We start from the raw sequence: 26146 nt of genomic DNA on the forward strand, positions 1-26146 counted from the left end.
AGAGCGCGTCGGTCCCGTGCTGATTTTGGAAACCGTATCATAACCCGGATAATGTGTTGGGCCTAACTGCGTGATTTTGAGAGTGTTATCCGATGGTTGAAACGATCCTGACCATTCGTCCGGCACAGTCCCTAGATCGGGAGGGTCTCTGGCGCTTGCTGGCACCTGTTCTCAAAGCTGGGGAAACGTACGCTCTGCCGCGAACGTGGTGCCGTCGTCAGGCCCTGGCGTACTGGATGGCCGTCGAGCATCGTGTGTATGTTGCCGAGACAAAGACAGGCCAGATTGTGGGCACATTCTATGTGCAGGACAATCAGAAGGGCGGCGGTCAGCATGTCGCCAATGCTGGTTTTGTTGCTGCGCCGGGATATGGTGCCGGAGTGCAAATGGGAGCCTACGCCCTGAAAGAGGCTCAGGCGCTCGGATACAGGGCGATGCAGTTCAACTTTGTCGTTAGCACCAATCTGCGAGCCATTGCGCTTTGGAAGCATCTTGGTTTCAGGGTGGTTGGAACGCTACCCGGTGCGTTCAACCACCCTGAGCAAGGGTATGTGGATGCGCTTGTTATGTGGAAGGAGCTTCTTCCTGTGACGTCTCAACCTTCTGTTCAACCCGCTGCATGACGCAGGCAAAGAAGCCATCCGTTCCGTCACGAAGGGGCGTCAGGGAAAACTGAGCCTTTTCGCGAAGTTCGGCTGGCAGAAGATCGGGTAGGTCTTCCGTAGCTACACGAACAAAATCTGTCCGACGCTTTAGGAATGCATCAATCTGCTGCCCGTTTTCAGCGGCCAAAAGAGAGCACGTCGCATAAATCATCCGGCCGCCTGGTTTAACCAAAGATGCTGCACGATCAAGGATTTCTGACTGTTTGATAACAAGTTCCTGAATGTCTTCAGGTGTCAGTCGCAGGCGTGCATCCGGGTTGCGGCGCCATGTGCCGGTGCCCGAACAGGGTGCATCCACCAGAACGCGATCGAAGCTTGCTGCCCGACGCTTGGCCCATTTGTCGCCTGTGGTGAGCAGGTGTCGCTCAACATTATGCACCCCTGCCCGACGCAGACGTTTTACAGCCCCTTCAAGGCGCTTTTCATGAACGTCACAGGCAACGATATGGCCCTTGTTTTCCATGGTCATGGCAAGGGCAAGAGTCTTGCCGCCAGCGCCGGCGCAGTAATCCAGAACGCGGTGTTCCGGTTTGGCGCCGGCTGCTGCAACAACGAGCTGGGAACCTTCGTCCTGAATTTCTACCAACCCGTCTTTGAAAGCCTGTGCTGCCGTAACTGGCTGACGGCCATCGAGACGCAATCCCCATGGCGAGAGCTTTGTTGGGACGGCGTTCAATCCCTCGCTCTTCAGCGCACGCAGACCGTCCTCGCGAGTGCCCTTCAGGAGGTTCACGCGAAGATCCAAAGTCGGGGTTCCGAGCATGGCTTCCATTTCGTCAGCCATTCGGGATCCGAAAGTTTCGCGCAGGGCTGGCTCAATCCAGTCCGGATATTCGAGGCGGACTGCTACAGGTTGCTTCTGGGTGGAAAGTTCTTTTCCTTCCAGATGCTTAAGGTTCACATCTTCACGCGGCGTCAGAGGCTTTTGAGCATAGCGCTCGCCACTGAACAACATGCGAACCTGATCCATCGTCGTGCCGGTCAGCAGCATGGAGGCAGCACATAGCAGGCGTGGAGAAATTTCGCCCTGGCTGCCTTCCAGGTGCCAGTGCAGCCGCCGCCAGCCACGCAGCACATCCCAGGCAAGCGTGGAAATGGCGCGCCGGTCTCCGCCGCCTATATAACGGCGTTCACGGAAAAAAGCGTTGGCGGTAGCGTCTGCGGGACGGCGGGGCGCATTCTGGATCGCACAAAGCAGATCAATGGCGCCGGAAAGGCGAGCTGCGGGGGTCATATCGCCCCCGTAGCCGGTTTGGCCTCTCAAAGCGAGAGGCCAATGCACAGGAAATGTCAGTCCCGGCGATAGTTCGGGGCTTCACGCGTGATTGTCACGTCATGGACATGGCTTTCACGAAGGCCCGCATTCGTAATGCGACGGAACATGGTGCGGACCTGAAGATCAGCAACTGTGGACGATCCGGTGTAGCCCATGCCTGCTTTCAGGCCGCCAACGAGCTGATGCACGACCGGAGCCATGCTGCCCTTGTAAGGAACCTGCCCTTCGATCCCTTCCGGCACGAGCTTCAGCGTGTCACGGACTTCTGCCTGGAAATAACGATCGGCTGAACCTCGGGCCATGGCACCAAGAGACCCCATCCCACGATACGACTTATAGGAGCGGCCCTGATACAAGAACGTCTCACCCGGGCTCTCATCTGTGCCGGCCAGCAGCGAGCCAACCATCACAACGTCAGCACCGGCACCTATGGCCTTTACAATGTCACCGGATGTCCGGATGCCACCATCGGCGATGGCCGGAACATCAAGGTCATGACAGGCTGCTGCCGTTTCCATAACGGCGGAGAACTGCGGAACACCGACGCCTGCAACAACGCGGGTTGTGCAGATGGACCCCGGGCCAATACCAACTTTGATGCAGTCTGCTCCGGCTTCAATAAGGGCGCGAGCCGCCTGTGGGGTCGCGACGTTACCTGCGATGACCTGAAGGCCTGGGTGACGCTCCTTCAATGTCCGGACTGTGCTCAGGACGCCGTGGGAGTGGCCATGAGCGGTATCAACGACAATAACGTCCACACCGGCTTCCACGAGGGCAGCAGCACGGTTCAGACCGTCCTCCCCAACGCCGACAGCGGCGGCGCAGCGAAGCCGTCCTTGCGCGTCCTTGATGGCGAGCGGATGCGTCGTCGCCTTGTCCATGTCCTTGACGGTGATGAGGCCGATGCAGCGGCCGCCCTCATCAACGACCAGCAGCTTTTCGATGCGGTGACGATGCAGCAGAGCGCGAGCTTCTTCAGGGGCAGCGCCATTGAGAACCGTGACAAGATTGTCCTTCGTCATCAGATCACGGACGCGGGTGTTCAGGTCCGTGGTGAAACGGACGTCACGGTTGGTCAGGATGCCAACCAGGATACCGGTTCCCTCTTCCACAACCGGAAGGCCAGAGACACCGTGGCGCGCCATGATGGCGTTGACTTCAGCCAGTGTCTGGTCCGGCCCAACCGTGACCGGATTAACGACCATGCCAGATTCGAAGCGCTTTACGCGGCGAACCTGTTCGGCCTGCTCTTCAATAGAGAGGTTTTTGTGAATGACGCCCATGCCGCCCTGTTGGGCCATGGCAATGGCCATTCCGTCTTCTGTGACTGTGTCCATGGCCGAGGACATCAAAGGGATGTTCAGCTCAATGGTGCGCGTCAGGCGTGTGCGGGTGGATGTCTGGGCCGGAAGCACGGACGATTCAGCCGGTTCGACGAGAACATCGTCGAACGCCAGTGCTTCACGTATGCGTGCGTTAAAATCAGTTGTGCAGGAAGAGGATGTCATGCCCGCTGGCCCCCGTTGGTCATGCGTCGTGGGACGCTTGAAGTCTGAACCGGGGGCCAAGAGGCCCAGCCGGCCGTTGGCGGGTCCTCATAGACTAATTCCCCCCTGGAGGGGAAGTCTCTTTTTTGCGGTAGATTTTAAGGAATTTGTTGGCTGGGAGACCTGGATTCGAACCAGGGCTGACCGGGTCAGAGCCGGTAGTTCTACCGCTAAACTATCTCCCAAGCGGTGAGTGGGTGTTTACCCATCACGGCTGAGTGACGCAAGGGGGTCTTTCCACTTTTTTTGAAAAAATTGATATTTTTCTTGCGGTAAGACGTTTTCCCGTCTCATGCTGCATATTCAAGGTCCCAGCACGGGCAAAATCGGGAGCCTAAACAAGATGATGAGGCAAGGAACGGAGCAAAGGCTTTCAGGTCAGGCGCAAATTCGCGCGTCTGGTGCCCGTCAGGCCGGTCCGTTCTTTGGGGCCATTGATCTTGGGACGAATAACTGTCGGCTGATGATTGCCGCAGGCACACCGAATGGGTTTCGGGTCGTGGACAGTTTCAACAGGTCTGTCCGGTTAGGGGAAGGCCTGCGTGTCAGCGGGCGACTGGCTGAAGAGTCTATGACACGCGCGCTTGAAGCCCTGCGCATTTGCGTCGAGCGCATGCGGCAGTGGCCCCTCTCCCACGTTCGCGCTGTGGCCACCGAAGCCTGCCGTCGCGCCGTGAATGGTCGCGAGTTCCTTGAGCGTGTGCAGAGTGAAATCGGCCTGACTATCGATATTATTACGGCGCGTGAGGAAGCAGAGCTCGCGCTGGAGAGCTGTTCTCCCCTCTTCCGGATGCCGTCACGGCCACCTTCTCAATCCGAACGTGGCGTTCTGTTTGATATTGGTGGCGGCTCCACTGAAGTTGCATGGGTGCGTGTTGATCAGGAGCGTAAGTCTCAGACACTGATTGGCACAACCAGTATGCCTGTGGGTGTCATCACGCTTCAGGAGATGTTCGGTGAAGGCCATGGCTCTTCCTATGAAGAGATGGTTTCTCATGTGCAGAGCCACCTTGTAGGTTTTGAGAATGTTCACCGCATCCGCCGTGAAGTCGCACAGGGGAATGCGTGCCTGCTGGGTACGTCTGGTACTGTCACGACCCTTGCCGGTGTTGCTCTGGCCCTGCCCCGCTATAATCGCGCGGCGATTGATGGCCTGACTTTGCCGGGACAAATCATGCGAAGTGCCATTGACACGCTACGTAGCCTTTCGCGCGATCATTTGGCGATGCATCCCTGTGTCGGACAGGATCGCGTAAAGTATGTTCTTCCCGGATGCGCAATTTTCGAGGCAATTCATCGGACATGGCCTATAGAAGAGGTCACGATTGCCGATCGGGGGTTGCGTGATGGCATGCTGCTGCGTATGGCCCGCGATCATGGTCAGCGTTTCACTAGAGAACGCCGCAGGACCCATCGACATGTAACGCCCCGTTCGAGGGGCCCTCTCGGGAATTACGCCACGATATGAAGCCGCCTAGATCCCGCTCCGGTTCTTCCAAAAAGGATACGGGACCCAAGCGCATCCCTGGAAAAGCTCTCAAGAGTGCTGCCGCACCAGGTGCAGCTGACGCTACTCAGGACGCCTCTACTTCACAGACGGCCCGTAATAAGGTCGTTACCCTCAGAACAGCTCGTGGGCGCACCACGGCACAGCAGCGCTGGTTGAACCGGCAGCTCAACGATCCCTATGTCGCGGCAGCCCGCAAACAGGGCTGGCGTTCACGTGCAGCCTTTAAGCTTATCGAAATCGATGATCGATTTCACATCATCAAGCCGGGGGCGCGCGTCATCGATCTGGGAGCGGCCCCAGGCGGCTGGTCTCAGGTTGCTGTCAAACGTGGTGCTGGCAACATTGCAGGCGTGGACCTCCTGCCTGTTGATCCTGTCAGCGGTGCCGAGATCATTGAAGGGGATTTCACAGATCCGGAAATGCCTGATCGCTTGAAAGAAATTCTCGGCGGTCCAGCAGATCTTGTCATGTCTGATATGGCTCCCAACACAACGGGCCATGCCGCAACAGACCATATGCGAATTATGGGACTGGCAGAGGGTGCGCTGGATTTTGCAGTTCAGGTACTGGCTGAAGGCGGAAGCTTCGTGGCCAAGGTCTTTCAGGGTGGTTCTGAAAAACAGATGCTTGAGTCCATGAAGAAAGCCTTCTCTTCGGTCAAGCATGTTAAGCCGCCTGCTTCCCGTAAGGAATCAAGCGAACTCTACGTCATTGCCACGGGTTTCCGCCCCGAGCGACTAAGCGACGAAGGCTGATCGTTGAACTGACGAGCGCTTTTTTTAAAGGCACTCGTCAGTTCCGGTGCTTGACCGGATCACGTTCCACCTACAGAACGGACAGGATGATCCAGAGCCTTACTGTCATCCTGCTTTATCTCGTGTCGCTGCCGCTTTTTGCGCTCACTCTGGCGCGGCAACCTCATAAAGATCTTCCGCCCTGGGCTATCTGCCTCTCGTTAGTTGCAACCGAAACGTCCACATTGACGATCGTCAGTGTTCCTGGCGTGGCATACCTGCACGGATATGTCTTTCTGGGGTTGGCAGTCGGGTATCTGCTCGGACGCGTGGCTGTTGCCTGGTGGTTTCTGCCTCTGCATGAGCGGGGCGCGACATCCATCTATCGGTATGTCGGTCAGCGGTTCGGAACGCGTCTTCAGAAGCTGGTGTCTGGCACGTTCCTGCTGACGCGCCTTCTTGCCGAAGGCGTGCGTTTGTACGCCGGCATGATTCCGGTTTCCCTGTTGTGTGCGAGTATCGGCTATCCTATTCCGGATATTGCCCTGCTTATGGGGATTGTCATTCTCACGCTGGCTTATACACTGGCCGGTGGTCTGAAAGCTGTCGTCTGGTCCGACACGCTTCAATTGCTTCTCTATCTCGGCGGCAGTGTCGCGTGTGGGGCGGTGCTTTTCAGCCGCTCAGGGACTGATATTTTTCATGCAGCTCCCATGTTTACTGCGGGATTGCCAGCCTTCACCAATCCTTTCTCCGTAGCGGGAGCTGTCGTCGGCGGCGCAATTCTCTCCCTTGCTTCACACGGTACAGACCAGCTCATGCTTCAGCGTTGCCTCGCAGCAAAGACGCTCAAAGGCGCGCGGGCAGCGATGATTGGAAGTGTGTTTGTCGTGGCGTTGCTGTTCGCCCTACTTTCATTTGTCGGGGTGGGGTTGAGAGCACTTTGGCCTGATTATCATGGTGCTCCAGATGCACTCTTCCCACAGTTTGTTCTGACATTGCCCCCTATTCTGCGCGGACTGCTCGTAGCGGGCATTCTGGCTGCGACAATGGGATCTCTTTCCAGTGCCATGAACTCAATGGCAGCCGCGACAAAAAGCGATTTTTTTCCAAAGAAGACGCTGTCCCTGCGGACGGCGACGTGTTTCTGGGCCGTTCTGCTTGTTGTGACGGCGCTGTCTTTCTCTCACCCGAATGGCTCTGCCGTCGTCTTCGGGCTCTCAATCGCGTCTTACAGCTATGGTGCGACGCTTGGAGTGTTTTTGCTGGCTATGGTCGGACATTCACGAGATGAGGCAAATGGGATTGCCGGTTTTATAACAGCCGTTGTTGTTTTGGCCGGTCTGGCGATGGTCAGGATTGGAGGCCATCCCATCGCCTTCCCTTGGCTGGTGCCCGCAGGCGTTCTAGCGACTTTTGCGGGAGCTAGGGTTTTCTCACAGCTGCGGCGGATGGGCTTCCAGAAATAAGGCCATTGCTTTCTGAGCCATGGCAGCATCTTTGCCCAGCTCGATGAGCGCAGGAATCTGCGATGGCTGCCTGACGAGAGAGGACAACAGTCCGCCAAGATGGATGGCGCCATCCTTGAGGCCATCCCGTGCAGCTGGCGGCAGGCTGCGGGCTGAATCATCGCAGACGACACGAAGGACTGCGAAAGGCTTGCCGGTTCTGGCTATTGCGCCGCTTTCCATATCGACGGCGATGCAGCCCGTGGCCTCGTAGAGACGGGATTTTTCTTCCGCCGTTTCGATGAGGTTGTCGCTATGAAGAATGTGCCCCTGACGGGCATGGTCTGCTCCGAACTGTATGCTCAGACCCGCATCGGCCTCGTAACTTGTACCGGTCATGACAACACAATCTGCCACGATGATCGTGCCTGGTTTTACGCTGGTTGACAGTCCGCCAGCGCATCCGAAAGATAGCAGACGTGTTGCCCCAGCGCGCAGAAGCCTCTCGGCTCCAGCCACAGCGCCTGATGCTGTAGCGTTGCTCAAAGCAATCGGCGCGTCCGGCAGGAAGCGGCGAATGATGCGCGCTTCCTGCTTCATTCCCACTAGAACACCTAGCATCAGAAACCGTATTCCACGCGACCGGTGTTGCTGGTTCCCAGATTGCGGTAACGCGAAAGAGCCTGAAGCGGGAAGAACTGCTTGTAGCCGTGATAGCGGAGGTAAAATACCTTCGGGAAGCCAACAGCGTTATAGGCGTCTTCCTGCCATTCGCCGTTATCATCCTGCTTTGATGTCAGGAAGTTGATGCCACGCTTAACGGCTTCACTGTCACGGCGGCCCACAGCCATCAGCGCGAGAACAGCCCAGGCGGTTTGTGACGGCAGGCTCTCTTTGTACGTGCCTGGAGGCGCGCCTTCATAGGTTGCGCAATCTTCGCCCCATCCGCCGTCGGCACGCTGAACGTCTTCCAGCCATGTGATGGCGCGCTTCACCATCGGGTCATCATAGGAGATGCCCGCAATGTTCAGGGCGCAGAGAACAGACCAGGTACCGTAGATATAGTTCGTGCCCCAGCGACCGAACCAGCAGCCTTCTTTTTCCTGCTCTTTGCGCAGGTAATCCAGTGCCTTGTCGATGACTGGCCGGTCTTCCGGATGGCCAAGCTGACACAGGAAAGAAATGCACCGTGCGGACACATCGGCAGTTGGTGGGTCCAGAAGCGCGCCATGATCCGAGAACGGAATATGGTTCAGCATTTCGAGATCATTATCGATGTCGAACGCGCCCCACCCACCATTGGTGCTTTGCATTCCAATGATCCATTCCCGTGCGCGTTCAATGGCTTCACGGTTCTCTTCAGGATCAACACGATGCAGCAGCATGCCGACAACAGCCGTATCATCCACATCCGGGTAGTAATCGTTTTCGTACTGGAAAGCCCAACCGCCTGGACGTAGATTGGGTGTGTTGACTGCCCAGTCTCCTTTGACATCCAGGATCTGGCGGTCCCGCAGCCATTCAGCACTTTTCTTGAGCTTCGCGATGGTTTCGTCCCGTTTGGTGGGATGAGCACCGGATGCCGCTTCCATCATGGCAAGCCCTGACAGTCCTGTATCCCACACAGGTGAGACGCAGGGCTGGCAGTAAATTTCGTCTTCTTTTTGAACAAGAAGGTCCTGAATGGACTCCCATGCCGTGACCACGCGTGGATCGCTATCGGGAACGCCAAGCGCGCGATACATCATGACCACGTTGGCCATGGCAGGGTAGATCGCTCCAAGGCCGCCACGACTCAGGCGTGGTTCGATAAAGCTGATGGCAGCCTTGATGGCCTTCTCATGGATGCGGTTAGGAATGAGCGGCAGGACAGGCCGAAGCGCAGAGTCCAGATGTTTGAAAGCCCGTCCCCAGATTGAGCGGTATGGACCCCGGATCCAATCTTTGACCAGCTCAGGTGGTTTGACGAACAGTTCCTGAATATGAATGCCACGCGGATTGCTGGCAGTAGGCTTCATAGCCCCCACTGCCAGCATCGGCGCCAGCACGCATCGTGACCAGTACGACATGTTCCAGACTGAGAAGAATGCCTTCCGCGGGAGCAGCATGAGCTCGACCGGCATGACAGGCGTCGCATCCCAGGGCACTTCACCATACAGGGCAAGCTGGATGCGTGTGAACACATTGGACCGGGCAGCCCCACCGTGGTCCAGGATGGCTTCGCGGGCGCGACGCATATGTGGTGCGTCTATACTGTCCCCGATGGCCTTGAGCGCGAAGTAAGCTTTTACACTTGCGGACAAGTCAAAGCCGCCGCCAAAATAAAGCGGCCAGCCCCCATGTTCGCCCTGAATACGGCGCAGATAAACGCCGATCTTGTCCTGCTTTTCCTGATCAATACGATCAAGATAATGCTCTAGCAGAACGTATTCGGCAGGAATTGTAGCGTCTGCCTCAAGTTCAAAAACCCAGTGTCCGTCGTCTTTCTGGCGATTGCCCAGAGCGGCATGGGCCCCCTCAATGGCGCGGTTGACGTTTTCGGCGTCGACAGGCTTGTGGGAAAGGGTCTCGCTCACACGGTCCTCCTTTTCATCAGGATAGATCAGCATTGTTCAGGTCTCCCGGGACATGCAGCCCTCATTATCGGGAGTTGTGTTACAGCCATGGTTTGGAGAGCACTCATCACGTTTCCGTGTTTTTCACGGCAGAACGGAAACCCAGAGCGCTGACAGCTGCCAGCCCGGATTGAATGGCCCCTTCGATTGTTGAGGGAAGCCCCGTATCCGTCCAGTCTCCCGCCAGCGCCATATTGGCGGTATCTGTCTTCGCTTTGGGGCGACGCCGGTTTTGCTCTGGTGTCGCGGCGAATGTCGCTCGTTTTTCCCGTAGCAGCCGAGCAGGTGGCATCGCGACAGGGAGTGGCTGAGGCAAAATGGGATCCAGTGCGCGCCGGATTTCAGACCAGATCGTGGCAAGCATCTCGTTGCTGTCGCGATCTGCGTAGCGATTAGCGGCGCTAACCGTGACGGAAAGGACGTCGCCTTTCAGAAAGATCCACTCCGAAATACCACCCACGAGACCTACAAAGCCTGCCTGAGCGACGACACCCCTCGCCTCTACGGGCGCGGCAAGTTTGAAATGCGCGTTTGCAATGCTCTCGAACGCGTCTGGCACAACCAGTTCCGGCAATAGGTTCTGGGTAACCGGAGCGGGTGTAGTGACAATGACGTGGTCTTCTGGGCCAAGCTCAATGCGGCCTTCCGTCGTCTCAATGGCAGTCGCGCGGCCATTCTCTCTGATGATGGTACTAACACGGACGCCCGTGCGGACCGTCGCATGATACCGGTTCAGGTATGAAATCGCTGGGTCGACCAGTGTTTCAGATAGGCCAATTTTTGGGAACCAGGGGCAGCAGGCCATACCGCCTTGTGCCAGAGACTTCCGGATGACGTTTCCCAACAGCAGTGCACTACCAGTGTGCAGGTCTGTGTTCAGAACCGAGATGGCGAAAGGCTCCAAGAGGCGCCGGCTTAGCTGACCGGGCTTCAGGCACTCTTCCACAACGGTCGTGTCATCAGCTTTCAGGAAGCGCCCGAGGGATGCCAGTTCGGAAAGCTTCATCCCTGGAACGCGGCGACCGCCGGGTAATGCCCAGAATGGGACTTTTCCTTTGGAAAGCCGAAGTGTCCAAGCCAGATCTTCTGCCAGATCATAGTAAGGAAAGATCGGAATACCGGGGCCTGCCAGTGTGTGACGGGCGCCGAGAATATCCAGATACCGGAATGTCAGGCCGTTGGCCGACAGCAGCAGATGGTTGCCGTTGTCGATCAGGGTATCGAGCGTGCGGTCATGAAAAGAGCGTGCGCGTCCGCCACAGGCAGGGCCCGCTTCGTAAATCGTGACCTGGGCCTGGGCGGCAAGTTCTACGGCAGCAGACAGGCCGGACAGACCTCCGCCAATAATATGAACGTGGCTCATGGGGCTTACTTCACGTATGCCGCCAGAGCGCGGACTGCCCGCCAGCCCCTACTGACTTTCGGAGAAAGCTCTGGATTTTTCCATCCACGCTTTTCGAGTGCGTTCAGGACAGGCTCATAAGACGCTGCCATCATGCGTGCTGGACGCATGGCGGTGCTGTTGCATTCTTTCATTGCACGGCGCGCTTCCCGGAAATGATCATGAGCACGGCGGCTCAGGATACGGGCCACATCATCCAGGCCATGTGCGTACAGAGCTTCTTTCGGATTGGTGGGTACGTTGAAGCGTTCCAGCAGTTCTGACGGAAGGTACAGCCGGTCCCGTGCCGCATCTTCAGCAATGTCGCGCAGGATGTTGGTAAGCTGGAGGGCCCGCCCCAGATGTTTGGACACACGGTCAGCCGCAGCGGAAGAGTCCCCGAAGGCACGAACCGAAAGGCGACCTACGGCCGACGCAACGCGATCGCAATACAGATCCAGGGTTTTCTCGTCAGGTGCAACAATGGGGGCACCACAATCCATGGCCATACCGTCAATAACGGCATGGAAATCCTTGGCCTGGAGCTGGAACCGGAAAATTGCTGCCACAAGAACACGATCGAGTGCGTCCTGAGTTTCCCCCTGATACAGGCGGTCTATACGTTCATGCCATTCCTGCAGGGCCTGTGCGGGGTCAGCGACATTTGTGTCACCATCCGCAATGTCGTCGACCTGCCGGCAGAACGCATAGATTGCAAACATGGCCTGCCGTCTTGCCGCCGGTAAGACCTTCATACCTCTGGCAAAAGACGTCCCGGAGGCTGTGACAATGTGCGCAACATGGTCAAGATCGGCCTGCGCGCAGGGAAGACCAGAAAAAGCACGCGCCCTGCTGAAAACCATGTCTGTCACCTGTTCTGTTTCAGAAATTCTGCGTTCTAGCCCCAAACCGGGATGTCACAAAGCCGACACGAACGGAATGGGATGCCATACGTTTGTATGATGCCAAATGGCAACACTCTGCCCAAAGGAGTATCCGATGAATTTCCGTTTGTCTCTGATCCTTCTGTCCTGCCTGGCTGCGGGTTCCGTTGCCCATGCAGAATCGTCGACAGCCACCGCCCATGCTGATCACCTGCTGAACGCATCCCATTCCTGGAACGGAGTAACCTACACGCCGTATTCCACGTCCCAGCCAGAACTGAGTATGATCCGGCTCACCATTCCGCCTCACACCGCCCTGCCCTGGCATGTCCATCCATTTCCAAACGCCGGCTATGTCCTGCAGGGAACGCTGAAAATTGAAGACCGTGAGAGTGGCAAAACCAGAACCTTTCATCAGGGCGAAGCCTTTGCGGAGTCAGTGAATGATGTGCATCGTGGTGTGTCAGGAGATGTCCCGACCGTTCTTCTGCTGACCTATGCGGGCGTTGAGGGGAAGCCGACTTCTATCCCGGTAGACAAGCAGAAACCGGAATACTGAAATCCGATTTCATTTCGGGCTTTGACAGACAGATCGTTTCGTTTCTAGTATGTTTTCAGACACACTAGGAGCGTGAGCCGAGCATGACCGACTGCCTGTCCCCTGAAGCAAAAGACGATCTTCTCTCACGCGGTTATTCCCGTCGTAGTCTGGGCCGCGTGGCTGCACTGATGAGTGCAGGCATGGCAGTTCGGTCCCTTGTTGGGCGTGCGGAGGCTTCCCCCCTCACCGCGCTGCCGCCCGGTGATGTCACAAAAATGGTCCGGATCGGCAGCAATGAATGCTGGACAGGTCCTTTTCCAGCCGCTGCCAAGGCGGGTGCCGCTGCCGTTTTCGAGGGAAACCGGTATGATCCGAGCGGCCATACCCGTGAAGATCTGATCCGCACAGCCGCCAAGATCGACAACGTCCCAGAAAATTGCATTCTGCCGTGGGGGGGGTCGTCTGACCCGCTCTGTCGTACGATCGTGACGTTCTGTTCCCCGACGCGTGGTCTGGTCACGGCTGACCCAAGCTACGAAGCCGGATGGGTAGCTTCTGAGTGGCTCAAGATTCCGCTGGCCAAGGTGCCGCTGGACGCATCGAACGGTTATAAGACCGATGTGAAGGCGATGCTGAAGGCTAATCCGAATGCCGGCGTCTACTACATCTGCTCACCGAACAACCCGACCGGCACCATCACGCCGCTGGAAGATATTCGCTGGCTCGTTGCGAACAAGCCGAAAGACTCCATTGTTCTGGTTGATGAAGCCTACATCCATTTCTCTGACGCCCCGAGCGCCGTTTCGCTCGTTGCTGAAGGACGCGATGTAGTGGTTCTGCGGACCTTCTCGAAGATGTTCGCAATGGCTGGCCTGCGACTTGGCTTCAGCATGGCTCCTCCGGCTCTGCATGAGAAGATGATGCGCTATGATGGTGTGAACCAGACTCACATGCTGCCGATCCCTGCGGTCATCTGCGGTACGAAGAGCCTGACCATGGCGTCGGATATTGCGGCACGCCGTCGTGAGATGGATGCGGCACGCGCCATGACCTATGAACACCTTCAGAAGAAGGGCATCAGCTTCATTCCTTCTGATGCGAATATGTTCGTTATTGACTGGAAGCGCCCTGCTGCACCGATCAAGGATGCTTTCCTGAAGGAAAACATTATCATTGGTCGCTCTTGGCCGATCTGGCCGAATGCCTCCCGTATTACGGTTGGCTCCATGAGCGACATGAAAAAGTTCTGTGCAGTGCTTGACCGTATTATCGGCTGATGTGCCTGAGGGAAGGTCTGAAGCCTTCCCTCATCCTATCTAGTTCGACGGAAAGTAGCGCATAGCCAGAAGCAATGCCTTTACGCCGTCTGATTTCGTAAGAGACACACGTTCTGCGACAGGGTCCTGACGTCTTAGTTTGCGCGTCAGAATATGCGATAGCTCTACGATAACAGCAGCTTCAAGCCGCATCCGGCGATCCTTGATCAGCATCGGTAGTCCGCGGGCTTCGCGATTCAGCGTATCTACGCCATCCAGCATTCTATCAAAAACGCGGCGCAGACCTGGTTTGCTTCGAACAAGCCGAAGATCGTCGATTGTAACGCCTTCTTCTGCGAGCCAGGGAAGCGGAATGTAGCATCGATCCAGCGTTTTCAGATCTTCAGACGCATCCTGAAGATGGTTGATGACCTGCAGTGCGGAGCATAGAGCGTCTGATGGTGCTAGGGTCTCCTGCCCTTCTGCGTGCAGCAGCAGAAGAAAGCGCCCAACCGGGTTGGCCGAATACCGGCAGTAATGCAGGAGTTCCTGCCAGCTCTCATAACGTGTCTTTTCTGCATCCATACAGAATGCTTCAAGAAGATCCGTTGCGGTTTCCAGAGGAACGCCTGTTTTAAGAAGCACCTCTCTTAATTTTACGGCTGTCTGTGCATCTGCTCTTTGAGGCGCCTGGATTTCCCCGCGAATGACGGCAGCCATCCCTTTCAGCCGCGCAATTTTCTGCAGTGGCGTCAGGTCGGGAGTGTCCACCATGTCATCGGCGACGCGGGCGAAATTGTAATATGTGTGAACATATGGGCGCAGGCGCCGGGAAATCAGTAAAGAGCCGACGGGGAAATTTTCGTCAGTTTTGCCTTTGGCGGAGGTGACGTCTTTCGTCCCCCAGATGTCTTCTGTCACGATGCCTCATCCGTATAGGAACGATTTTTCCAGCGTACGCCGACGCCTCTATGGTGGTCTATGGCAGAACCAACGGTGGCAGCCATATAAAAAGCCGCAACGAATGGCAGCGGTAATGCCCGCCATAGTGGAAGACCAAACCGCTTCAAAGTTGGCAGAAAGGTTGCGCAAGACACGAGATAGGTCAGAAGTCCGACTTTCCTCGTACGCCCCTTGCCAAAAAGCGCCAGACCGACAGGGAGAAGCCAGATCAGCGTCATTCCTAGAATGGTCGCCAGCAACAGTAATGGAGACTGGCGAAGCTGGACGTAAGCTGTCCGGGCAATCATTTCCCAGATGTCTTTGGCTCCCCGATAGGGACGAACTGACCATGCAAGCTCGCTATGCCCTAGGTAGAGCCTGCCACCCGATCGTTTAACATGTGCTGCAAGCGTGCAGTCATCAATCAGTGCGCCCCGGATGGCTTCGATGCCACCGATCCGCTCCAGAGCACGTCGACGGAGCAGGATTGTTCCCCCTGCGGCTCCCGCAATGCGTGACCGTTCACTGGCTGTCCAGGCAAACGGATAGAGCATGGCGAAGAAATAGACGAAAGCCGGGACAAGAAACCGCTCGGCCGAGCTTTCGCAGTTAAGTGCAACCATCTCCGAAACCATGTCGAGATCGTCTTCACGCGCCTTGGCCAGAAGGGTGGCCAAGTGCTGGGGCGCATGCATGATATCGGCATCGGTAAACAGAATATAGCCGTAAGGCCCAATATGGTTCAGGGCCTTTTGGGCGCCCTGGTTAACTGCCCACAGCTTGCCACTCCATCCGGGTGGTCGTGGGGCACCAGTGAGAACAATAAGCCGGTTATGAGGATCGGGAACGGCGCGTGCCAGATCTCCCGTTCCGTCCGTGCTGTTGTCATCTACGAGAATGACCGAAAGTTTGCCGTCATAGTCCTGTTGCAAAAGAGATGTCAGACACGACTGGATAGACTCAGCTTCGTCACGCGCGGGCACCACGATTGCAACATCCGGGGCGCACGGGGGCGACGAACCTGCTTTGAGAGTTGGGCCGCTCTGCCAGAATTTTCCATGGAAGAGTGAAAGATAAATCCAAGCCCCAAGACTGGTAAGTGCGCTTCCAAACAGCATTATTTCATACGTCCATGTAGTCGGAACCATGAAATCGCATCTGCGATCGCATCCCGTGCAGGGCGCGGCGCATAGCCCAGTTCTCGTTGAGCCTTGAGCGATGAGAAGAACATGAGCTTCCGGGACATGGCGAGTGTTTCACGTGTCACGCGGGGCTCAATCCCGAATCCTCGTGCGAGCCATTCAGAGACGACCGCGACTGGGTAGAGCCAGGATTGCTTGAGCTTGACCCGAGGCGGCTTGACGCAGGCAATTTCGCTGGTGAGCCTGAAGAGGTCTCCCAACATCATGTTCTCGCCACCGAGAATATATTTTTCGCCAATTTTGCCGCGTTCCAGAGCCAGAACATGGCCTTCTGCGACATCGTCTACGTGAACGATGTTCAATCCGGTTTCGACGTATGCGGGCATCCGGCCGGAGGCGCAGTCAAGAATCATCTGCCCCGTGGGGGTTGGTTTGATATCGCGCGGACCAATCGGTGTTGACGGATTGACGATAATCGCTGGAAGACCTTTTTCCCGGACCAGCTTCAGCACTTCCTGTTCCGCACGATACTTGGACAGTTTGTACGTGCCGATGACACTGCTTTCCGTGACGTATGTTTCCTCGTCAGCAGGTGTGCCGTCTTTGCTTAGGCCAAGTGCTGCTACGGAAGAGCAGTAAACGATCTTTTCTACCCCGGCCTCAAGGGCTGCGAGCATCAGGTTCCGTGTGCCGTCCACGTTCGCTTTCATCATGACTGAAGGGTCCGGGACCCAGAGTCGGTAGTCGGCAGCGACGTGAAAAAGGATCTTCACACCTTTGAGAGCGGCAGGAAGGGTCGTCGGATCAGACAGATCCCCGATGGCAAGTTCCGCGTCGAGCTCTGCAATGTTGGAACGGTCCGAGTTTTCCCGAACGAACAAACGCAGGCGGTGCCCACGTTCCCGGAGTACGCGGGCAACAGCAGAACCAACGAACCCGGTAGCCCCTGTAACGAGTGTGACATCGTTCATGGTGGCAATCTTCTCCTCGGCTCATCAGCAACAGGTTGAAATTTTTCGGCCACCATACTGCCGGTGGCTTTCGGGGGAAAGCGTCTGCAAGGCTGGAATATTGCAGAGCTGTAGGTTAGAGCGTGTTGCGAACGGTATGTGACGAAGACGTTGAAAAAAACTCTCCCTATTATTCTCTCCCTTCTGGGTGTGGCTCTTTTCACATTCATTGCCGCCAAGGCAGGCATTCAGCCAGTCATGGAAGCTCTTGGAAAAGTTGGCGTCGGAGGTTTCTTCCTTCTGGTGCTGATCCAGCTTGTTCTGGATGTCGGTCTCGGCCTCGCCTGGAAGGCAGCCGTACCGCAGATCGGTCTGGCACGATTGACCGGCGCACGATTTGTCCGTGATGCAGCGGGTGCCTGCTTGCCCTTTTCCCAGCTTGGCGGGATGGTCCTCGGCGTTCGCGCAACCCTGGCAGGGCATCAGGCTCGGGACGTTGATGGCGAAGATCTTCACTGGCCGGAAGGTGTGGCGGCCAATCTGGTCGACATCACAACAGAGGTTCTGGGGCAGATCGCCTTCATTCTTGTTGCGATTCTCTGCCTCGTTGGTCATCAGGGAGCCGCGCGGTTTATTTGGCCTCTGATGGGCGGCATGGTGCTTCTCTCTCTCGGCATTGCCGGTTTCATTTGGACGCAGCACCGCGGCGGATCGATGGTACGCAAGGCCGCCATGTTCTTCGGGCGTCATATCGCCTCTGACTGGCGAGAGAGCCTTATCGGAAATACAGACATCTTTCAGGCGCGGCTGGAATCGCTGTGGGGCCGCCCGGATCGCATTATGCTGGGCGCGATCGTCCATTTCAGTTGCTGGGTCGGTGGTGCAGCCGCCACATGGACGGCTCTGGAGCTGTTAGGCGCTCACGTCGGGTTTTTGTCTGCTCTCGCCATTGAAGGCGTGGTGTGCGGGATCATGTCAGCAGGCTTCCTTGTTCCGGCGGCTCTTGGTGTGCAGGAAGCCGCCTATGTGGCGCTCGGCCTCATCTTCGGAATAGACTCACAGATCTCTCTCAGCCTGTCTCTGCTCCGCCGTGGGCGTGATATCCTGATCGGTATTCCTGTTCTTCTTGGATGGCAGGCTGTAGAGATGAATCGTCTTCGCAAAGAACGGGCTACTCTTGCCGGCACTCCTGAGGACACCGTTACGTCAGTCCTGAAAAAGGCCAGAACGTCTGCGATGGCTGGGGCTGCGGGAAAAGACGGATCATCTCATCAAAAAGTTGAAAAAGAGGACGACGCCGCTTTCGCAACCGCGCCGCGCGTTCTGTGATGCCCCTTTTCCGTTCTCTGGCTGTTATTGGTCCCGGTTTGATCGGTTCCTCTGTCCTGCGGCGGGGGAAAGAAATGGGCACGCTCGCGGATACGCTGATCGCGGCTGATATTAATCCTGCCGTTCTTGATCGCGTCCGCGAGCTTGGATTTGCAGACGTTGTTACAGACGATATGGCGTTGGCAGCACAGGCTGACTGCGTGATGATCTGTGTTCCCGTCGGTGCAGTAGAAGCGACAGCGCGCGCTATTCTGCCTCACATGCGACCGGGAGCAATCCTCACGGATGTTGCATCTGTACGTGGAAAACTCGGCCCTACGATACAGGCACTCCTGCCCGCCGGTGTAGACTATGTTCCGGGCCACCCCATGGCTGGAACCGAGCACTCAGGGCCGGACGCTGGTTTTGCGACGCTTTTTGAGAACCGCTGGTCGCTACTCGTGCCGCCAGAGGGGGCAAATAAGCTTGCCATAGAGAAGATACAGAAGCTGTGGGAGCTTTGTGGCGCTCGCACAAAAATTCTTCCTGATGACAAGCATGACCGTATCTGTGCCATGGTGAGTCACCTTCCCCATCTGCTGGCTTTTACGATCTGCGATACGGCGGATAATCTTTCCGAAGAAATCCGCGCAGCCGTTCTGGACTATGCCGCATCAGGTTTCCGTGATTTCACGCGTATTGCGGCTTCTGATCCCGTCATGTGGCGAGACATCTTCATCGCTAACAAGGACGTCTTGTTAGAGACGCTGGATCGCTTCGTTGCAGATGCCCAGGGTATGGCGCAGGCGATACGTGCTGGGGATGAGGAAGCGATTACGAGCCGGATTGAACGAGGTCGGGCAATCCGGCGGACACTGATCGAAAATCGACAGGCTTGATATTTTCCCTTCCTGAAAAATAGCAGGAAGGGAAAATGTTTTAAAATCAGGCTGTTGTGATCCGAAGCGTATTTGTGCTTCCAGCCACGCCGTAAGGAAGCCCCGCCAGAACGATAACGTGGTCGCCGCTGCGACAAAGCTTCATGGACAGTGCCATGGCAGCCGTCGGAGCAGCCAGTTCCTCAATGCTCTGAGCAATGTGCTCTTTCTCTACGACCTGAGGGAAGACACCCCACACAACACAGAGACGGCGAGCCACCTCCTGATGAGGTGTGACGGCCAGGATCGGGCAGTGAGGACGCTCACGAGCCATGCGCAGGGCGCCACCACCGCCTTGTGTCCGAACGCCAATGGTCCGGGCATTCAGCGCGGTGCTAACCTGCCAGGCGGCCTGAACAATTGCGTCCTGAACCGTTCCTTCCGGCTTTGGGCGGGAGCGGTCCATGCGCAGACGCCATTCGACGTCCTGCTCAACACGAGACGCAATGCGCGCCATGATGGAAACTGCTTCAATCGGATACTTACCCGCAGCACTTTCAGCCGAAAGCATCACAGCATCAGCGCCATCATAGACAGCGTTGGACACGTCAGAAACTTCGGCGCGTGTTGGCGTTGGGCTTTCGATCATGCTTTCCAGCATCTGTGTCGCCACGATAACCGGACGGCACTGACGACGCGCTTCAGCAATGGCGCGCTTCTGCGCAACTGGTACTTCTTCCGGAGGCAGTTCAACACCAAGATCGCCACGCGCAACCATGATCGCGTCTGAGAGACGAACGATCCGCTCCAGGTCATCCATCGCCTGTGGCTTCTCGAGCTTCGTCACAATTGCTGCGCGGCCCTTGGCAATATTGCGTGCTTCTTCGACGTCTTCAGGGCGCTGTACGAAAGAGAGCGCAATGAAATCCACACCGAGAGAAAGCGCGAAGTCAAAGTCCTTGCGATCTTTCTCGGTCAAAGCCGGAATAGGAAGCGTCACGTCAGGGACATTCACGCCCTTGCGTTCAGACAGTTTGCCGCCAATGACAACTTCCGTTTCCAGAGCGCCTTCAATGACGTTGACAACGCGCAGCTTGAGCTTGCCGTCATCGAGCAGGAGGTGGCTGCCCGGCTTGGCGGCAGAAATGATTTCTGGGTGTGGTAGGCAGACGCGGTCTACCGTGCCGGGTGTTCTGTCCAGATCCAAACGGAACGGCTTTCCTTCTTCGAGGACAACCGGACCATTTTCAAAAACACCTACGCGCAGTTTCGGCCCTTGAAGATCGGCAAGAATGGCGAGTGGTCGGCCAACTTTCGCTTCTGCTGCCCGGATCGCCGCATGACGCTCGCCGTGGTCTTCATGGGCGCCGTGGGAGAAGTTGAGACGGAAGACATTTACCCCTGCTTCAGCCAGAGCAAAGATCATCTCAGGCGAGGATGATGCCGGGCCAAGAGTTGCGACGATCCGCGTACGGCGATGATGGGAGCTGGATGTCATGTGTTGGCGTCCTCGCAAGAAAAATCAGTTGGATTGAATCGTCTCTCCTGGGAGAAGTCCCCAGAACAGACGACGTGGCAGCCATCCCTCGTAGCCTTTGACGACGACGTGGCACCATTGAGAACTTTGTGGGCAGGCTTTGATGTTGCCCACTGTTCCCGGCTGGAGGACAGCAACCACGCTACTGTCTTCCTCCGGATGGCTCATGAGGAGAACATCACTTTTATGCGCGCGGGCTTCGTCCTGCGTCTCGACGTGACCCAGAACGCGTGCATCTGCGCGGCCGATGTGGTCTCCGTCCTTGGCGGAAGCCTCTCCCGTCTGAGCTTTCACGCCTTCAGGCGGCAAGCCCGGAATAACGAAAGTTCGGCTGCCGTACAGCGTTGCCTGATGGACCCATCCCTTCTGGCCGTCGGAGTCTTCGACAAGTCGCCAGACATCGAATTCACGCTCGATCTGAACAGGGAGGCCACGGCGATGATAGACCCAGTCGATGGGATAGCGATCACCCGGGCCACGCCGCATATAGACCTTGTCCGCACGTAGAGCAGCGTATCTGGGGAGAGGTAGCCCCGTGTTGCTCCCTTTATCGGTCGGGTCGGTGGGCGGCACATCTGGCGTTGCTGCTGCGGTTGCAGGCTGGCTCGCGGCCGCAGCGGCTGCTGCCGCCCCGGCTCCGGCCGCCGCTACAGGCGCGATATGCTTGCCCGAACCGTGATGCGATGCGTGATGAGTCGTTTTGACGGCCCCTGCACTGTCATTTTTGGCTTTTGCCGATTTCTTTTTCGCGTGGGCTGTCTTGGCAGTGGCAGAGGCGTCGGCTTTAGCCGTGTGCTCATGCTTGTGATGGCGCGCTTCTGCGGGGTGAATGGCCAGCAGAGCTGTGCCAGTCGTGACAGCCAGCAGAAACTGACGGCAGCGCAGTGTTCGGGACAGAGGGGTGACAAGCGTTCTCATGACCGCATCCCTGCCAAGGGTGAAGGGTTTCGGCAAGTCACCAAATCACAAAACTTCCGAATTGTCCGTATGTGGAAACTCATAGTGCCGTGATCGGGCGGTCTCCCGCCTGCTCCAGAAAGGTTACGATACCCCGGACAGAAACGGTTTCGACAAGGGCATCTGGTTTGAGGCCGGCGAGAGCCAAACCTGTTTCACATGCCATCAGTGTCACATCGAATTCGATTAGGGCATCCCGCAACTCACGGAAACCCGGCACACCACGAGCGGCGAGTTCATCATCAGGAATAACGCCTGCGAGACCTGACCAGTCTTTCGCCAGTGCGTGAACACTTTTGCCGCCAGCAAAAATTGTAACTGCACGCCCCAAAGAGAGCATTCCAGCCGCGACGATAAAAGCATAGTGCGCGCGTTGCCAGGAATCGTCTGCCAGCGTCAGAAAAACAGGAGGTTTCAAGCTGGTGTGCTTTCGTTATGGGTGTGGACTGGACAGGAGGGATCCCGGGCCAGAGCAAAACTCCGCATGGTTGCGCCCAGAGCATCCCAGATCATGAGGCGTGTTTCATTGCGCCCTTCAAGCTGCATAAGCTCGCGCATCACCTCAACAGCCATCAAACTCCCCATGACGCCTGTTGCCGCACCGAGCACTCCAGATTGGCCGCATGTCGGGGCCTCGGTCTGGGCGGCTTCGGGGAACAGGCAGCGATAGCAGGGGCCGCCAGTCTGAGGTCTGAAAACGGCCAATTGCCCGGAAAATCCCTGAACAGCGCCAGAGACAAGTGTTCGGCCATATTTTACGCAGGCATCTGAGACAGCGAGGCGCGTCTCAAAATTGTCAGTACCGTCGCAAATGAGGTCGTAGCGCGGAACAAGCTCGTCCAGCGTCTCTGCTGTTGCATGGGTGCAGTACGCCGTGACGCGAGACAGCGGATTGAGCGCTGCAAGGCGTTCTGCGCCCGCTTCAGCTTTAGGGCGGCCAATGTCTTGTGTCGTGTAGAGAACCTGACGCTGAAGGTTGCTGAGCTCCAGATGATCGTGATCCATCAGGCCAATACGCCCGACACCAGAGGCAGCCAGTTGCTGCGCCAGAGGAGCACCTAGCCCTCCTGCCCCAACAATCAGGACCGAGGCCTGCCTGACCCAAGCCTGCCCCGTGGCGCCAACCTGCGGAAGCAGAATATGACGGGAATATCGCTCAAGTTCGGCATCAGAAAAATCAAGGTTCATCAGTACAAGATAATTGCTGACTTTTCAGACGGAAAGACGTTAGATTCACGGATGTCCACCTTCCCCTGATTTTCAGGGCCTGTGCGGAGGCTTGAGCGTGAAAAATTCTTTCTGGAAAATATCATACCGAGCCCGGCAGGGACTGGGTGTTACAGCCGGTGCGGTGCTGGCAGCTTACGCTGTTTCTCCGTTTCTGGCGCTGTGGGATATTGACCGTGCCATGAAAGGCAACAATCCCGCCAGATTGATTCCGCATGTGGACTGGAGTTCCCTGACGCACTCTCTCAAGGAGCAGTTCAGACCGCCCGTCCCTGCTTCAGACGATGATCTTCCGGATTTTGGGAGTTCATTTGCGGGCAATGCCATATCGAATGCCATCGATACAGAGCTTTCTCCCACGACCCTCATGTCAACGGCGCATCAGCTGATGCCAGCAGGGTCTTCCGGTTATTCTTCTGGAGGGGGCTGGCCAGTGCTTGGTGGCCTGCATGCTCATTTCGTAAGCCTGAACAAATTCGAGGCACAAGTTGACCAGCCCGGGCAGACGCCGTTCGTTCTGCACATGAAGTTCGAGCACTGGGGCTGGAAAATCACGCGATTTGAATTACCGCAGTCTGCCCCTCGGCCCTAAATAAGGGCTGTTCAGGCCGGAGGAAGATCTTCCTCAAGAACTGTGATGTGAATGGCGTATGAGACTTCGCCTTCATCTTCGTCACGATGAACCGTGCCGATAACTTCGCCTGAAACGGCGAGTTCAACACTCATTCCCTTACGTGCAGGCTTAACGACTGCGAGCTTCGGCGATCCCAGAAGACGCTGCAGCGTCGTTTGAAGGCGTGTCACTTCGGAAAGGGTCATATCGGCCATGAGTGGCACTCCTGTGTTTGGCAAGGTCTTGCCCTGTAGCTCATCGTTACCCTTAAAGGAACCCGTCTCCCCTACCCTGAATGGGTTTCGTGTTGTAGAAATCGGGCTCTTTCTATTTTGCCCTGTCCATTCGGTGCTGTCCGGATTGGTTTAGGGCAGTCCATCCTGACCCCGCGCAAAGGAGACAGAATGCGCCCCTTCCTCTTCCGTACACTCGGAGCTCTCGCCACAACGGCAGCTCTTTCCGGATGCGGTTATTTTGATTCCCGTAACGCTCACAAGGCCCAGTTCGAGATGGTTGGCATGACCGGCTACGATCTCCAGGCCTGCGCCGGTCTTCCGGGAAGCACCAAGAAGCTGAATGATACGACAGAGATCTGGCAGTATGATGGTACGCAGAGCACACCTACCATTTCTTCTGATTCAGGTCTGATTCCTGCACAGTCCATTATCAGCATTTATCAGTCTGCTTTTGGCGGCGGCGGCACAACTTGCCGTATGGTCCTTCGACTGGACCATGATCGTGTTTCCGAAGTGCATTATACGGGAAATGACGACGAATATATCGGCACTGACGGTATCTGTTCCATCATTACCCGTGGCTGTGCTCGCCAGAGAGAGTCGACGATGCATCGCGTAAATGCAGGTCCATTCGGTCCGGTCTCGGCCTTCCACCCACCGGCAACACCGGCACAGAGCACCTCGGCCACATACTCCGACCAGTCCGGAAAATATGTGCCGAAATTCACCGACGACAAGACACAGTCGGTTATTCAGCCAGCCAAGTAAGAACGAAAAAGCCGGGATTTATCCCGGCTTTTTTTTATGGGCAGTTGATCAGATATTTCATTTTACGAACGGCTGGACCGAGGCCATCGAAAACCGCCTGGCTGATCAGGAAATGCCCGATATTCAGCTCAGCCAGTCCTGGAAGCTTGGCCACAGGCGTCACGTTGTCATAAGTCAGACCGTGACCGGCATGGAGTTCCAGTCCACAGTCTGTGACGATTTCAGCGGCATGCTGCAGGCGCTCAAGTTCTCCCGGCTTGTTGTGGGCATAGGCGCCTGTGTGAAGCTCCACAACCGCTGCGCCAAGCTCCGCCGAAGCTTCGATCTGGCGCTGATCCGGATCAATGAACAGAGAGACCCGGATACCCGCGTCTTTCAGGCGCGCAATCCGCGGGGCCAGTACTTCGCGATGGCCTGCGACGTCCAGACCGCCTTCTGTTGTCACTTCCGTACGTTTTTCCGGAACCAGACAGCATGCGTGCGGCTTCAACAGGCAAGCGATTCGAACCATTTCCTGCGTTGCTGCCATCTCGAAATTCAACGGTGCTGCGAGTGCTTTGAGGCGCGGCATGTCTGCATCACGGATGTGTCGACGATCTTCCCGAAGATGTGCTGTAATGCCGTCTCCTCCCCATTTAAGGGCAAGCTTTGCGGCTTCTACAGGGTCCGGGTACGCATCGCCGCGGGCGTTTCGCAGGGTGGCAACATGATCGATATTAACACCAAGACGAATCATCGGTTGTCTCCCTTTTTATGACGGGACATGGAAGCTGCCAGTCTAAGTGCTGCGAGAAGGCTGGATGGATCAACCTGACTGTCTGAACGTCCGACTGGCCCTGCAATATCGAAGGCAGTGCCGTGATCTGGAGACGTTCTGATAATCGGCAAGCCAATGGTGACGTTCACGCCCTCAGCCATATCAAGCGTTTTCAGGGGAATAAGCGCCTGATCATGATACATACAAATAGCTGCGTCATAGCCTGGCCTCGCTGTTGCGCTGAACATTGTGTCTGGTGGGAACGGACCCATCACGGTCAGTCCTTGGGACTTCAATATGGCTATAGCTGGGCCGATGATGGTTTTTTCTTCCGTGCCCATCATGCCCTCTTCGCCAGCATGGGGGTTTAGGCCAGCGATCGCCAGGCGCGGCTGAGTGATACCAAAGTCACTCTGTAAAGCCTTGTGCGTGGCGAGCGTGACCGCAACAATCCGCTCAGTAGTCAGGCTCTCGATCGCCTGGCGTAGAGACACATGGATCGTCACTGGCACAACCCTAAGATGAGGGGATGCCAGCATCATGACTTCCTGTCCATCGCAATGGCAGAGCGCCGCCAGAAACTCCGTGTGCCCCGGAAAGGAAAAACCTGCTGAGGCCAGAATATGCTTGGCAATCGGGTTGGTCGTGATGCCTACCGCCTGCCCGCTCTGAACATATCGTACGGCCTGTTCAATGCTCGCAATGACTGCAGAAGCATTGCGTGAATCCGGCGTTCCAGGGACGACGGGAGCCAAACATTCAACTGGTACAACAGGCAAGGCATCCGAAAACACGCTGTGAGCATCTTCCGGCGCTTCAATCAGCTTGAAGGGTATCGCGTCGTTGAGGAGCGCTGGATCACCAAGCCAGAAGAAAGTTGGGCCCGTCTCTCGCAGGGCCGACCAGGCCAGAGCGGCCAGCTCCGGCCCTATCCCAGCAGGATCACCGAGGGTCAGGGCAATCGGAGCGTTCAT

The 26146-nt window shown here is 56.7% G+C and carries 26 protein-coding genes and 1 tRNA gene; 10 read left to right on the forward strand and 17 right to left on the reverse strand.

Going from position 1 to position 26146, the window contains the following annotated elements; genetic code table 11:
• The first annotated feature begins 92 nt into the window (after positions 1 to 92).
• A complete protein-coding gene (locus M2305_RS13325; protein ID WP_264649615.1) occupies positions 93 to 623 on the forward strand; it encodes a GNAT family N-acetyltransferase in 531 nt (176 codons plus the stop codon).
• Here the strand turns inward: M2305_RS13325 and M2305_RS13330 are convergent.
• From M2305_RS13330 to M2305_RS13340, 3 genes are all read right to left on the reverse strand, one after another.
• On the reverse strand, positions 565 to 1899 hold the full coding sequence (locus M2305_RS13330) for an RsmB/NOP family class I SAM-dependent RNA methyltransferase (protein WP_086633206.1): 1335 nt from the start codon (positions 1897 to 1899) through the stop codon (positions 565 to 567). The genes M2305_RS13325 and M2305_RS13330 overlap by 59 nt on opposite strands.
• A 56-nt stretch (positions 1900 to 1955) precedes the next feature.
• Positions 1956 to 3449, reverse strand: coding sequence for an IMP dehydrogenase (gene guaB / locus M2305_RS13335; RefSeq protein ID WP_264649616.1), 1494 nt, complete (start codon positions 3447 to 3449; stop codon positions 1956 to 1958).
• Positions 3450 to 3599: 150 nt separating this feature from the next.
• Positions 3600 to 3673, reverse strand: a tRNA-Gln gene (locus M2305_RS13340).
• A gap of 158 nt (positions 3674 to 3831) precedes the next feature.
• On the opposite strand from M2305_RS13340, the gene M2305_RS13345 reads away from it, so the two are divergent.
• The 3 genes from M2305_RS13345 to M2305_RS13355 all read left to right on the forward strand — a co-directional run bounded on the left by M2305_RS13345 (position 3832) and on the right by M2305_RS13355 (position 7201).
• A complete protein-coding gene (locus tag M2305_RS13345) occupies positions 3832 to 4956 on the forward strand; it encodes a Ppx/GppA phosphatase family protein (protein ID WP_264649617.1) in 1125 nt (374 codons plus the stop codon).
• A complete protein-coding gene (locus tag M2305_RS13350; RefSeq protein ID WP_046901679.1) occupies positions 4953 to 5753 on the forward strand; it encodes an RlmE family RNA methyltransferase in 801 nt (266 codons plus the stop codon). Before M2305_RS13345 ends, M2305_RS13350 begins: the two co-directional genes overlap by 4 nt.
• 86 nt (positions 5754 to 5839) lie before the next feature.
• A complete protein-coding gene (locus tag M2305_RS13355; RefSeq protein ID WP_264649618.1) occupies positions 5840 to 7201 on the forward strand; it encodes a sodium:solute symporter in 1362 nt (453 codons plus the stop codon).
• Here the strand turns inward: M2305_RS13355 and M2305_RS13360 are convergent.
• From M2305_RS13360 to hpnD, 4 genes are all read right to left on the reverse strand, one after another.
• A complete protein-coding gene (locus M2305_RS13360) occupies positions 7169 to 7801 on the reverse strand; it encodes a nucleoside phosphorylase-I family protein (RefSeq protein WP_264649619.1) in 633 nt (210 codons plus the stop codon). The genes M2305_RS13355 and M2305_RS13360 overlap by 33 nt on opposite strands.
• A complete protein-coding gene (gene shc / locus M2305_RS13365) occupies positions 7801 to 9789 on the reverse strand; it encodes a squalene--hopene cyclase (RefSeq protein ID WP_264649620.1) in 1989 nt (662 codons plus the stop codon). Before shc ends, M2305_RS13360 begins: the two co-directional genes overlap by 1 nt.
• A 73-nt stretch (positions 9790 to 9862) precedes the next feature.
• A complete protein-coding gene (gene hpnE / locus M2305_RS13370) occupies positions 9863 to 11158 on the reverse strand; it encodes a hydroxysqualene dehydroxylase HpnE (RefSeq protein ID WP_099212661.1) in 1296 nt (431 codons plus the stop codon).
• 5 nt (positions 11159 to 11163) lie between these two features.
• Positions 11164 to 12039 carry a presqualene diphosphate synthase HpnD gene (hpnD, locus tag M2305_RS13375; protein WP_264649621.1) on the reverse strand — a complete coding sequence of 292 codons (876 nt, stop codon included), beginning with the start codon at positions 12037 to 12039 and terminating at the stop codon, positions 11164 to 11166.
• 136 nt (positions 12040 to 12175) lie between these two features.
• Between hpnD and M2305_RS13380 the strand changes: the two genes are divergently transcribed.
• On the forward strand, positions 12176 to 12619 hold the full coding sequence (locus M2305_RS13380) for a cupin domain-containing protein (protein ID WP_211508511.1): 444 nt from the start codon (positions 12176 to 12178) through the stop codon (positions 12617 to 12619).
• An 83-nt stretch (positions 12620 to 12702) separates the two neighbouring features.
• Positions 12703 to 13878 carry a pyridoxal phosphate-dependent aminotransferase gene (locus M2305_RS13385; protein ID WP_264649622.1) on the forward strand — a complete coding sequence of 392 codons (1176 nt, stop codon included), beginning with the start codon at positions 12703 to 12705 and terminating at the stop codon, positions 13876 to 13878.
• A 39-nt stretch (positions 13879 to 13917) separates the two neighbouring features.
• Here M2305_RS13385 and hpnC read toward each other — a convergent pair whose 3' ends face one another.
• Genes hpnC through hpnA form a run of 3 tightly spaced genes read right to left on the reverse strand, consistent with a single transcriptional unit; the run spans position 13918 to position 16912 of the window.
• Positions 13918 to 14778 carry a squalene synthase HpnC gene (gene hpnC / locus M2305_RS13390; RefSeq protein ID WP_264649623.1) on the reverse strand — a complete coding sequence of 287 codons (861 nt, stop codon included), beginning with the start codon at positions 14776 to 14778 and terminating at the stop codon, positions 13918 to 13920.
• Positions 14775 to 15917, reverse strand: a complete 1143-nt coding sequence (locus M2305_RS13395) for a glycosyltransferase (RefSeq protein WP_264649976.1) — start codon at positions 15915 to 15917, stop codon at positions 14775 to 14777. The genes hpnC and M2305_RS13395 overlap by 4 nt, the downstream gene beginning before the upstream one ends.
• A complete protein-coding gene (gene hpnA / locus M2305_RS13400; protein WP_046901689.1) occupies positions 15917 to 16912 on the reverse strand; it encodes a hopanoid-associated sugar epimerase in 996 nt (331 codons plus the stop codon). Before hpnA ends, M2305_RS13395 begins: the two co-directional genes overlap by 1 nt.
• A gap of 138 nt (positions 16913 to 17050) precedes the next feature.
• On the opposite strand from hpnA, the gene M2305_RS13405 reads away from it, so the two are divergent.
• Together M2305_RS13405 and M2305_RS13410 are read left to right on the forward strand one after the other, a co-directional pair.
• Positions 17051 to 18220 (forward strand): lysylphosphatidylglycerol synthase domain-containing protein, encoded by a 1170-nt coding sequence (locus M2305_RS13405; RefSeq protein ID WP_338085673.1) that lies wholly within the window; start codon positions 17051 to 17053, stop codon positions 18218 to 18220.
• Positions 18220 to 19098: a prephenate dehydrogenase/arogenate dehydrogenase family protein gene (locus M2305_RS13410; RefSeq protein ID WP_086633239.1), complete on the forward strand. Its 879-nt coding sequence runs from the start codon at positions 18220 to 18222 to the stop codon at positions 19096 to 19098. The genes M2305_RS13405 and M2305_RS13410 overlap by 1 nt, the downstream gene beginning before the upstream one ends.
• A 46-nt stretch (positions 19099 to 19144) precedes the next feature.
• Here M2305_RS13410 and pyk read toward each other — a convergent pair whose 3' ends face one another.
• The 4 genes from pyk to M2305_RS13430 all read right to left on the reverse strand — a co-directional run bounded on the left by pyk (position 19145) and on the right by M2305_RS13430 (position 22759).
• The gene (gene pyk / locus M2305_RS13415; RefSeq protein ID WP_264649625.1) at positions 19145 to 20575 is read right to left on the reverse strand and encodes a pyruvate kinase; all 1431 of its coding nucleotides are present in this window, start codon (positions 20573 to 20575) and stop codon (positions 19145 to 19147) included.
• A gap of 24 nt (positions 20576 to 20599) precedes the next feature.
• Positions 20600 to 21532, reverse strand: a complete 933-nt coding sequence (locus M2305_RS13420; protein ID WP_211511445.1) for an SH3 domain-containing protein — start codon at positions 21530 to 21532, stop codon at positions 20600 to 20602.
• A gap of 79 nt (positions 21533 to 21611) precedes the next feature.
• Positions 21612 to 21989, reverse strand: coding sequence for a DsrE family protein (locus M2305_RS13425; RefSeq protein ID WP_211515224.1), 378 nt, complete (start codon positions 21987 to 21989; stop codon positions 21612 to 21614).
• Positions 21986 to 22759, reverse strand: a complete 774-nt coding sequence (locus tag M2305_RS13430; protein WP_264649626.1) for a HesA/MoeB/ThiF family protein — start codon at positions 22757 to 22759, stop codon at positions 21986 to 21988. The genes M2305_RS13425 and M2305_RS13430 overlap by 4 nt, the downstream gene beginning before the upstream one ends.
• A 97-nt stretch (positions 22760 to 22856) precedes the next feature.
• Between M2305_RS13430 and M2305_RS13435 the strand changes: the two genes are divergently transcribed.
• On the forward strand, positions 22857 to 23390 hold the full coding sequence (locus M2305_RS13435) for a DUF2939 domain-containing protein (RefSeq protein WP_215767408.1): 534 nt from the start codon (positions 22857 to 22859) through the stop codon (positions 23388 to 23390).
• A gap of 11 nt (positions 23391 to 23401) precedes the next feature.
• Here M2305_RS13435 and M2305_RS13440 read toward each other — a convergent pair whose 3' ends face one another.
• Complete coding sequence (locus M2305_RS13440; RefSeq protein WP_046901696.1) at positions 23402 to 23626, reverse strand: DUF3126 family protein; 225 nt, start codon at positions 23624 to 23626, stop codon at positions 23402 to 23404.
• Positions 23627 to 23815: 189 nt separating this feature from the next.
• Between M2305_RS13440 and M2305_RS13445 the strand changes: the two genes are divergently transcribed.
• Positions 23816 to 24415 carry a hypothetical protein gene (locus M2305_RS13445; protein WP_046901697.1) on the forward strand — a complete coding sequence of 200 codons (600 nt, stop codon included), beginning with the start codon at positions 23816 to 23818 and terminating at the stop codon, positions 24413 to 24415.
• Positions 24416 to 24449: 34 nt separating this feature from the next.
• On the opposite strand, the gene M2305_RS13450 is transcribed toward M2305_RS13445, so the two are convergent.
• Complete coding sequence (locus tag M2305_RS13450) at positions 24450 to 25151, reverse strand: pyridoxine 5'-phosphate synthase (RefSeq protein ID WP_211502563.1); 702 nt, start codon at positions 25149 to 25151, stop codon at positions 24450 to 24452.
• A complete protein-coding gene (pdxA, locus tag M2305_RS13455; protein WP_264649627.1) occupies positions 25148 to 26146 on the reverse strand; it encodes a 4-hydroxythreonine-4-phosphate dehydrogenase PdxA in 999 nt (332 codons plus the stop codon). Before pdxA ends, M2305_RS13450 begins: the two co-directional genes overlap by 4 nt.

This window comes from Gluconobacter cerinus (assembly GCF_025961355.1).
Lineage (GTDB): Bacteria > Pseudomonadota > Alphaproteobacteria > Acetobacterales > Acetobacteraceae > Gluconobacter > Gluconobacter cerinus.

Excerpts from the sequence above, each read along its gene's own strand:
- hpnD (WP_264649621.1), bottom strand. The coding sequence starts at position 12,039 with ATGGTTTTCAGCAGGGCGCGTGCTTTTTCTGGTCTTCCCTGCGCGCAG.
- M2305_RS13350 (WP_046901679.1), top strand. The coding sequence starts at position 4,953 with ATGAAGCCGCCTAGATCCCGCTCCGGTTCTTCCAAAAAGGATACGGGA.
- M2305_RS13410 (WP_086633239.1), top strand. The coding sequence starts at position 18,220 with ATGCCCCTTTTCCGTTCTCTGGCTGTTATTGGTCCCGGTTTGATCGGT.
- M2305_RS13380 (WP_211508511.1), top strand. The coding sequence starts at position 12,176 with ATGAATTTCCGTTTGTCTCTGATCCTTCTGTCCTGCCTGGCTGCGGGT.
- M2305_RS13420 (WP_211511445.1), bottom strand. The coding sequence starts at position 21,532 with ATGAGAACGCTTGTCACCCCTCTGTCCCGAACACTGCGCTGCCGTCAG.
- M2305_RS13355 (WP_264649618.1), top strand. The coding sequence starts at position 5,840 with ATGATCCAGAGCCTTACTGTCATCCTGCTTTATCTCGTGTCGCTGCCG.
- pyk (WP_264649625.1), bottom strand. The coding sequence starts at position 20,575 with ATGACATCCAGCTCCCATCATCGCCGTACGCGGATCGTCGCAACTCTT.
- M2305_RS13330 (WP_086633206.1), bottom strand. The coding sequence starts at position 1,899 with ATGACCCCCGCAGCTCGCCTTTCCGGCGCCATTGATCTGCTTTGTGCG.
- hpnA (WP_046901689.1), bottom strand. The coding sequence starts at position 16,912 with ATGAACGATGTCACACTCGTTACAGGGGCTACCGGGTTCGTTGGTTCT.
- M2305_RS13440 (WP_046901696.1), bottom strand. The coding sequence starts at position 23,626 with ATGGCCGATATGACCCTTTCCGAAGTGACACGCCTTCAAACGACGCTG.
- M2305_RS13450 (WP_211502563.1), bottom strand. The coding sequence starts at position 25,151 with ATGATTCGTCTTGGTGTTAATATCGATCATGTTGCCACCCTGCGAAAC.
- M2305_RS13385 (WP_264649622.1), top strand. The coding sequence starts at position 12,703 with ATGACCGACTGCCTGTCCCCTGAAGCAAAAGACGATCTTCTCTCACGC.
- M2305_RS13445 (WP_046901697.1), top strand. The coding sequence starts at position 23,816 with ATGCGCCCCTTCCTCTTCCGTACACTCGGAGCTCTCGCCACAACGGCA.
- M2305_RS13360 (WP_264649619.1), bottom strand. The coding sequence starts at position 7,801 with ATGCTAGGTGTTCTAGTGGGAATGAAGCAGGAAGCGCGCATCATTCGC.
- M2305_RS13345 (WP_264649617.1), top strand. The coding sequence starts at position 3,832 with ATGATGAGGCAAGGAACGGAGCAAAGGCTTTCAGGTCAGGCGCAAATT.
- pdxA (WP_264649627.1), bottom strand. The coding sequence starts at position 26,146 with ATGAACGCTCCGATTGCCCTGACCCTCGGTGATCCTGCTGGGATAGGG.
- M2305_RS13430 (WP_264649626.1), bottom strand. The coding sequence starts at position 22,759 with ATGAACCTTGATTTTTCTGATGCCGAACTTGAGCGATATTCCCGTCAT.
- shc (WP_264649620.1), bottom strand. The coding sequence starts at position 9,789 with ATGCTGATCTATCCTGATGAAAAGGAGGACCGTGTGAGCGAGACCCTT.
- hpnE (WP_099212661.1), bottom strand. The coding sequence starts at position 11,158 with ATGAGCCACGTTCATATTATTGGCGGAGGTCTGTCCGGCCTGTCTGCT.
- M2305_RS13325 (WP_264649615.1), top strand. The coding sequence starts at position 93 with ATGGTTGAAACGATCCTGACCATTCGTCCGGCACAGTCCCTAGATCGG.
- M2305_RS13395 (WP_264649976.1), bottom strand. The coding sequence starts at position 15,917 with ATGCTGTTTGGAAGCGCACTTACCAGTCTTGGGGCTTGGATTTATCTT.
- guaB (WP_264649616.1), bottom strand. The coding sequence starts at position 3,449 with ATGACATCCTCTTCCTGCACAACTGATTTTAACGCACGCATACGTGAA.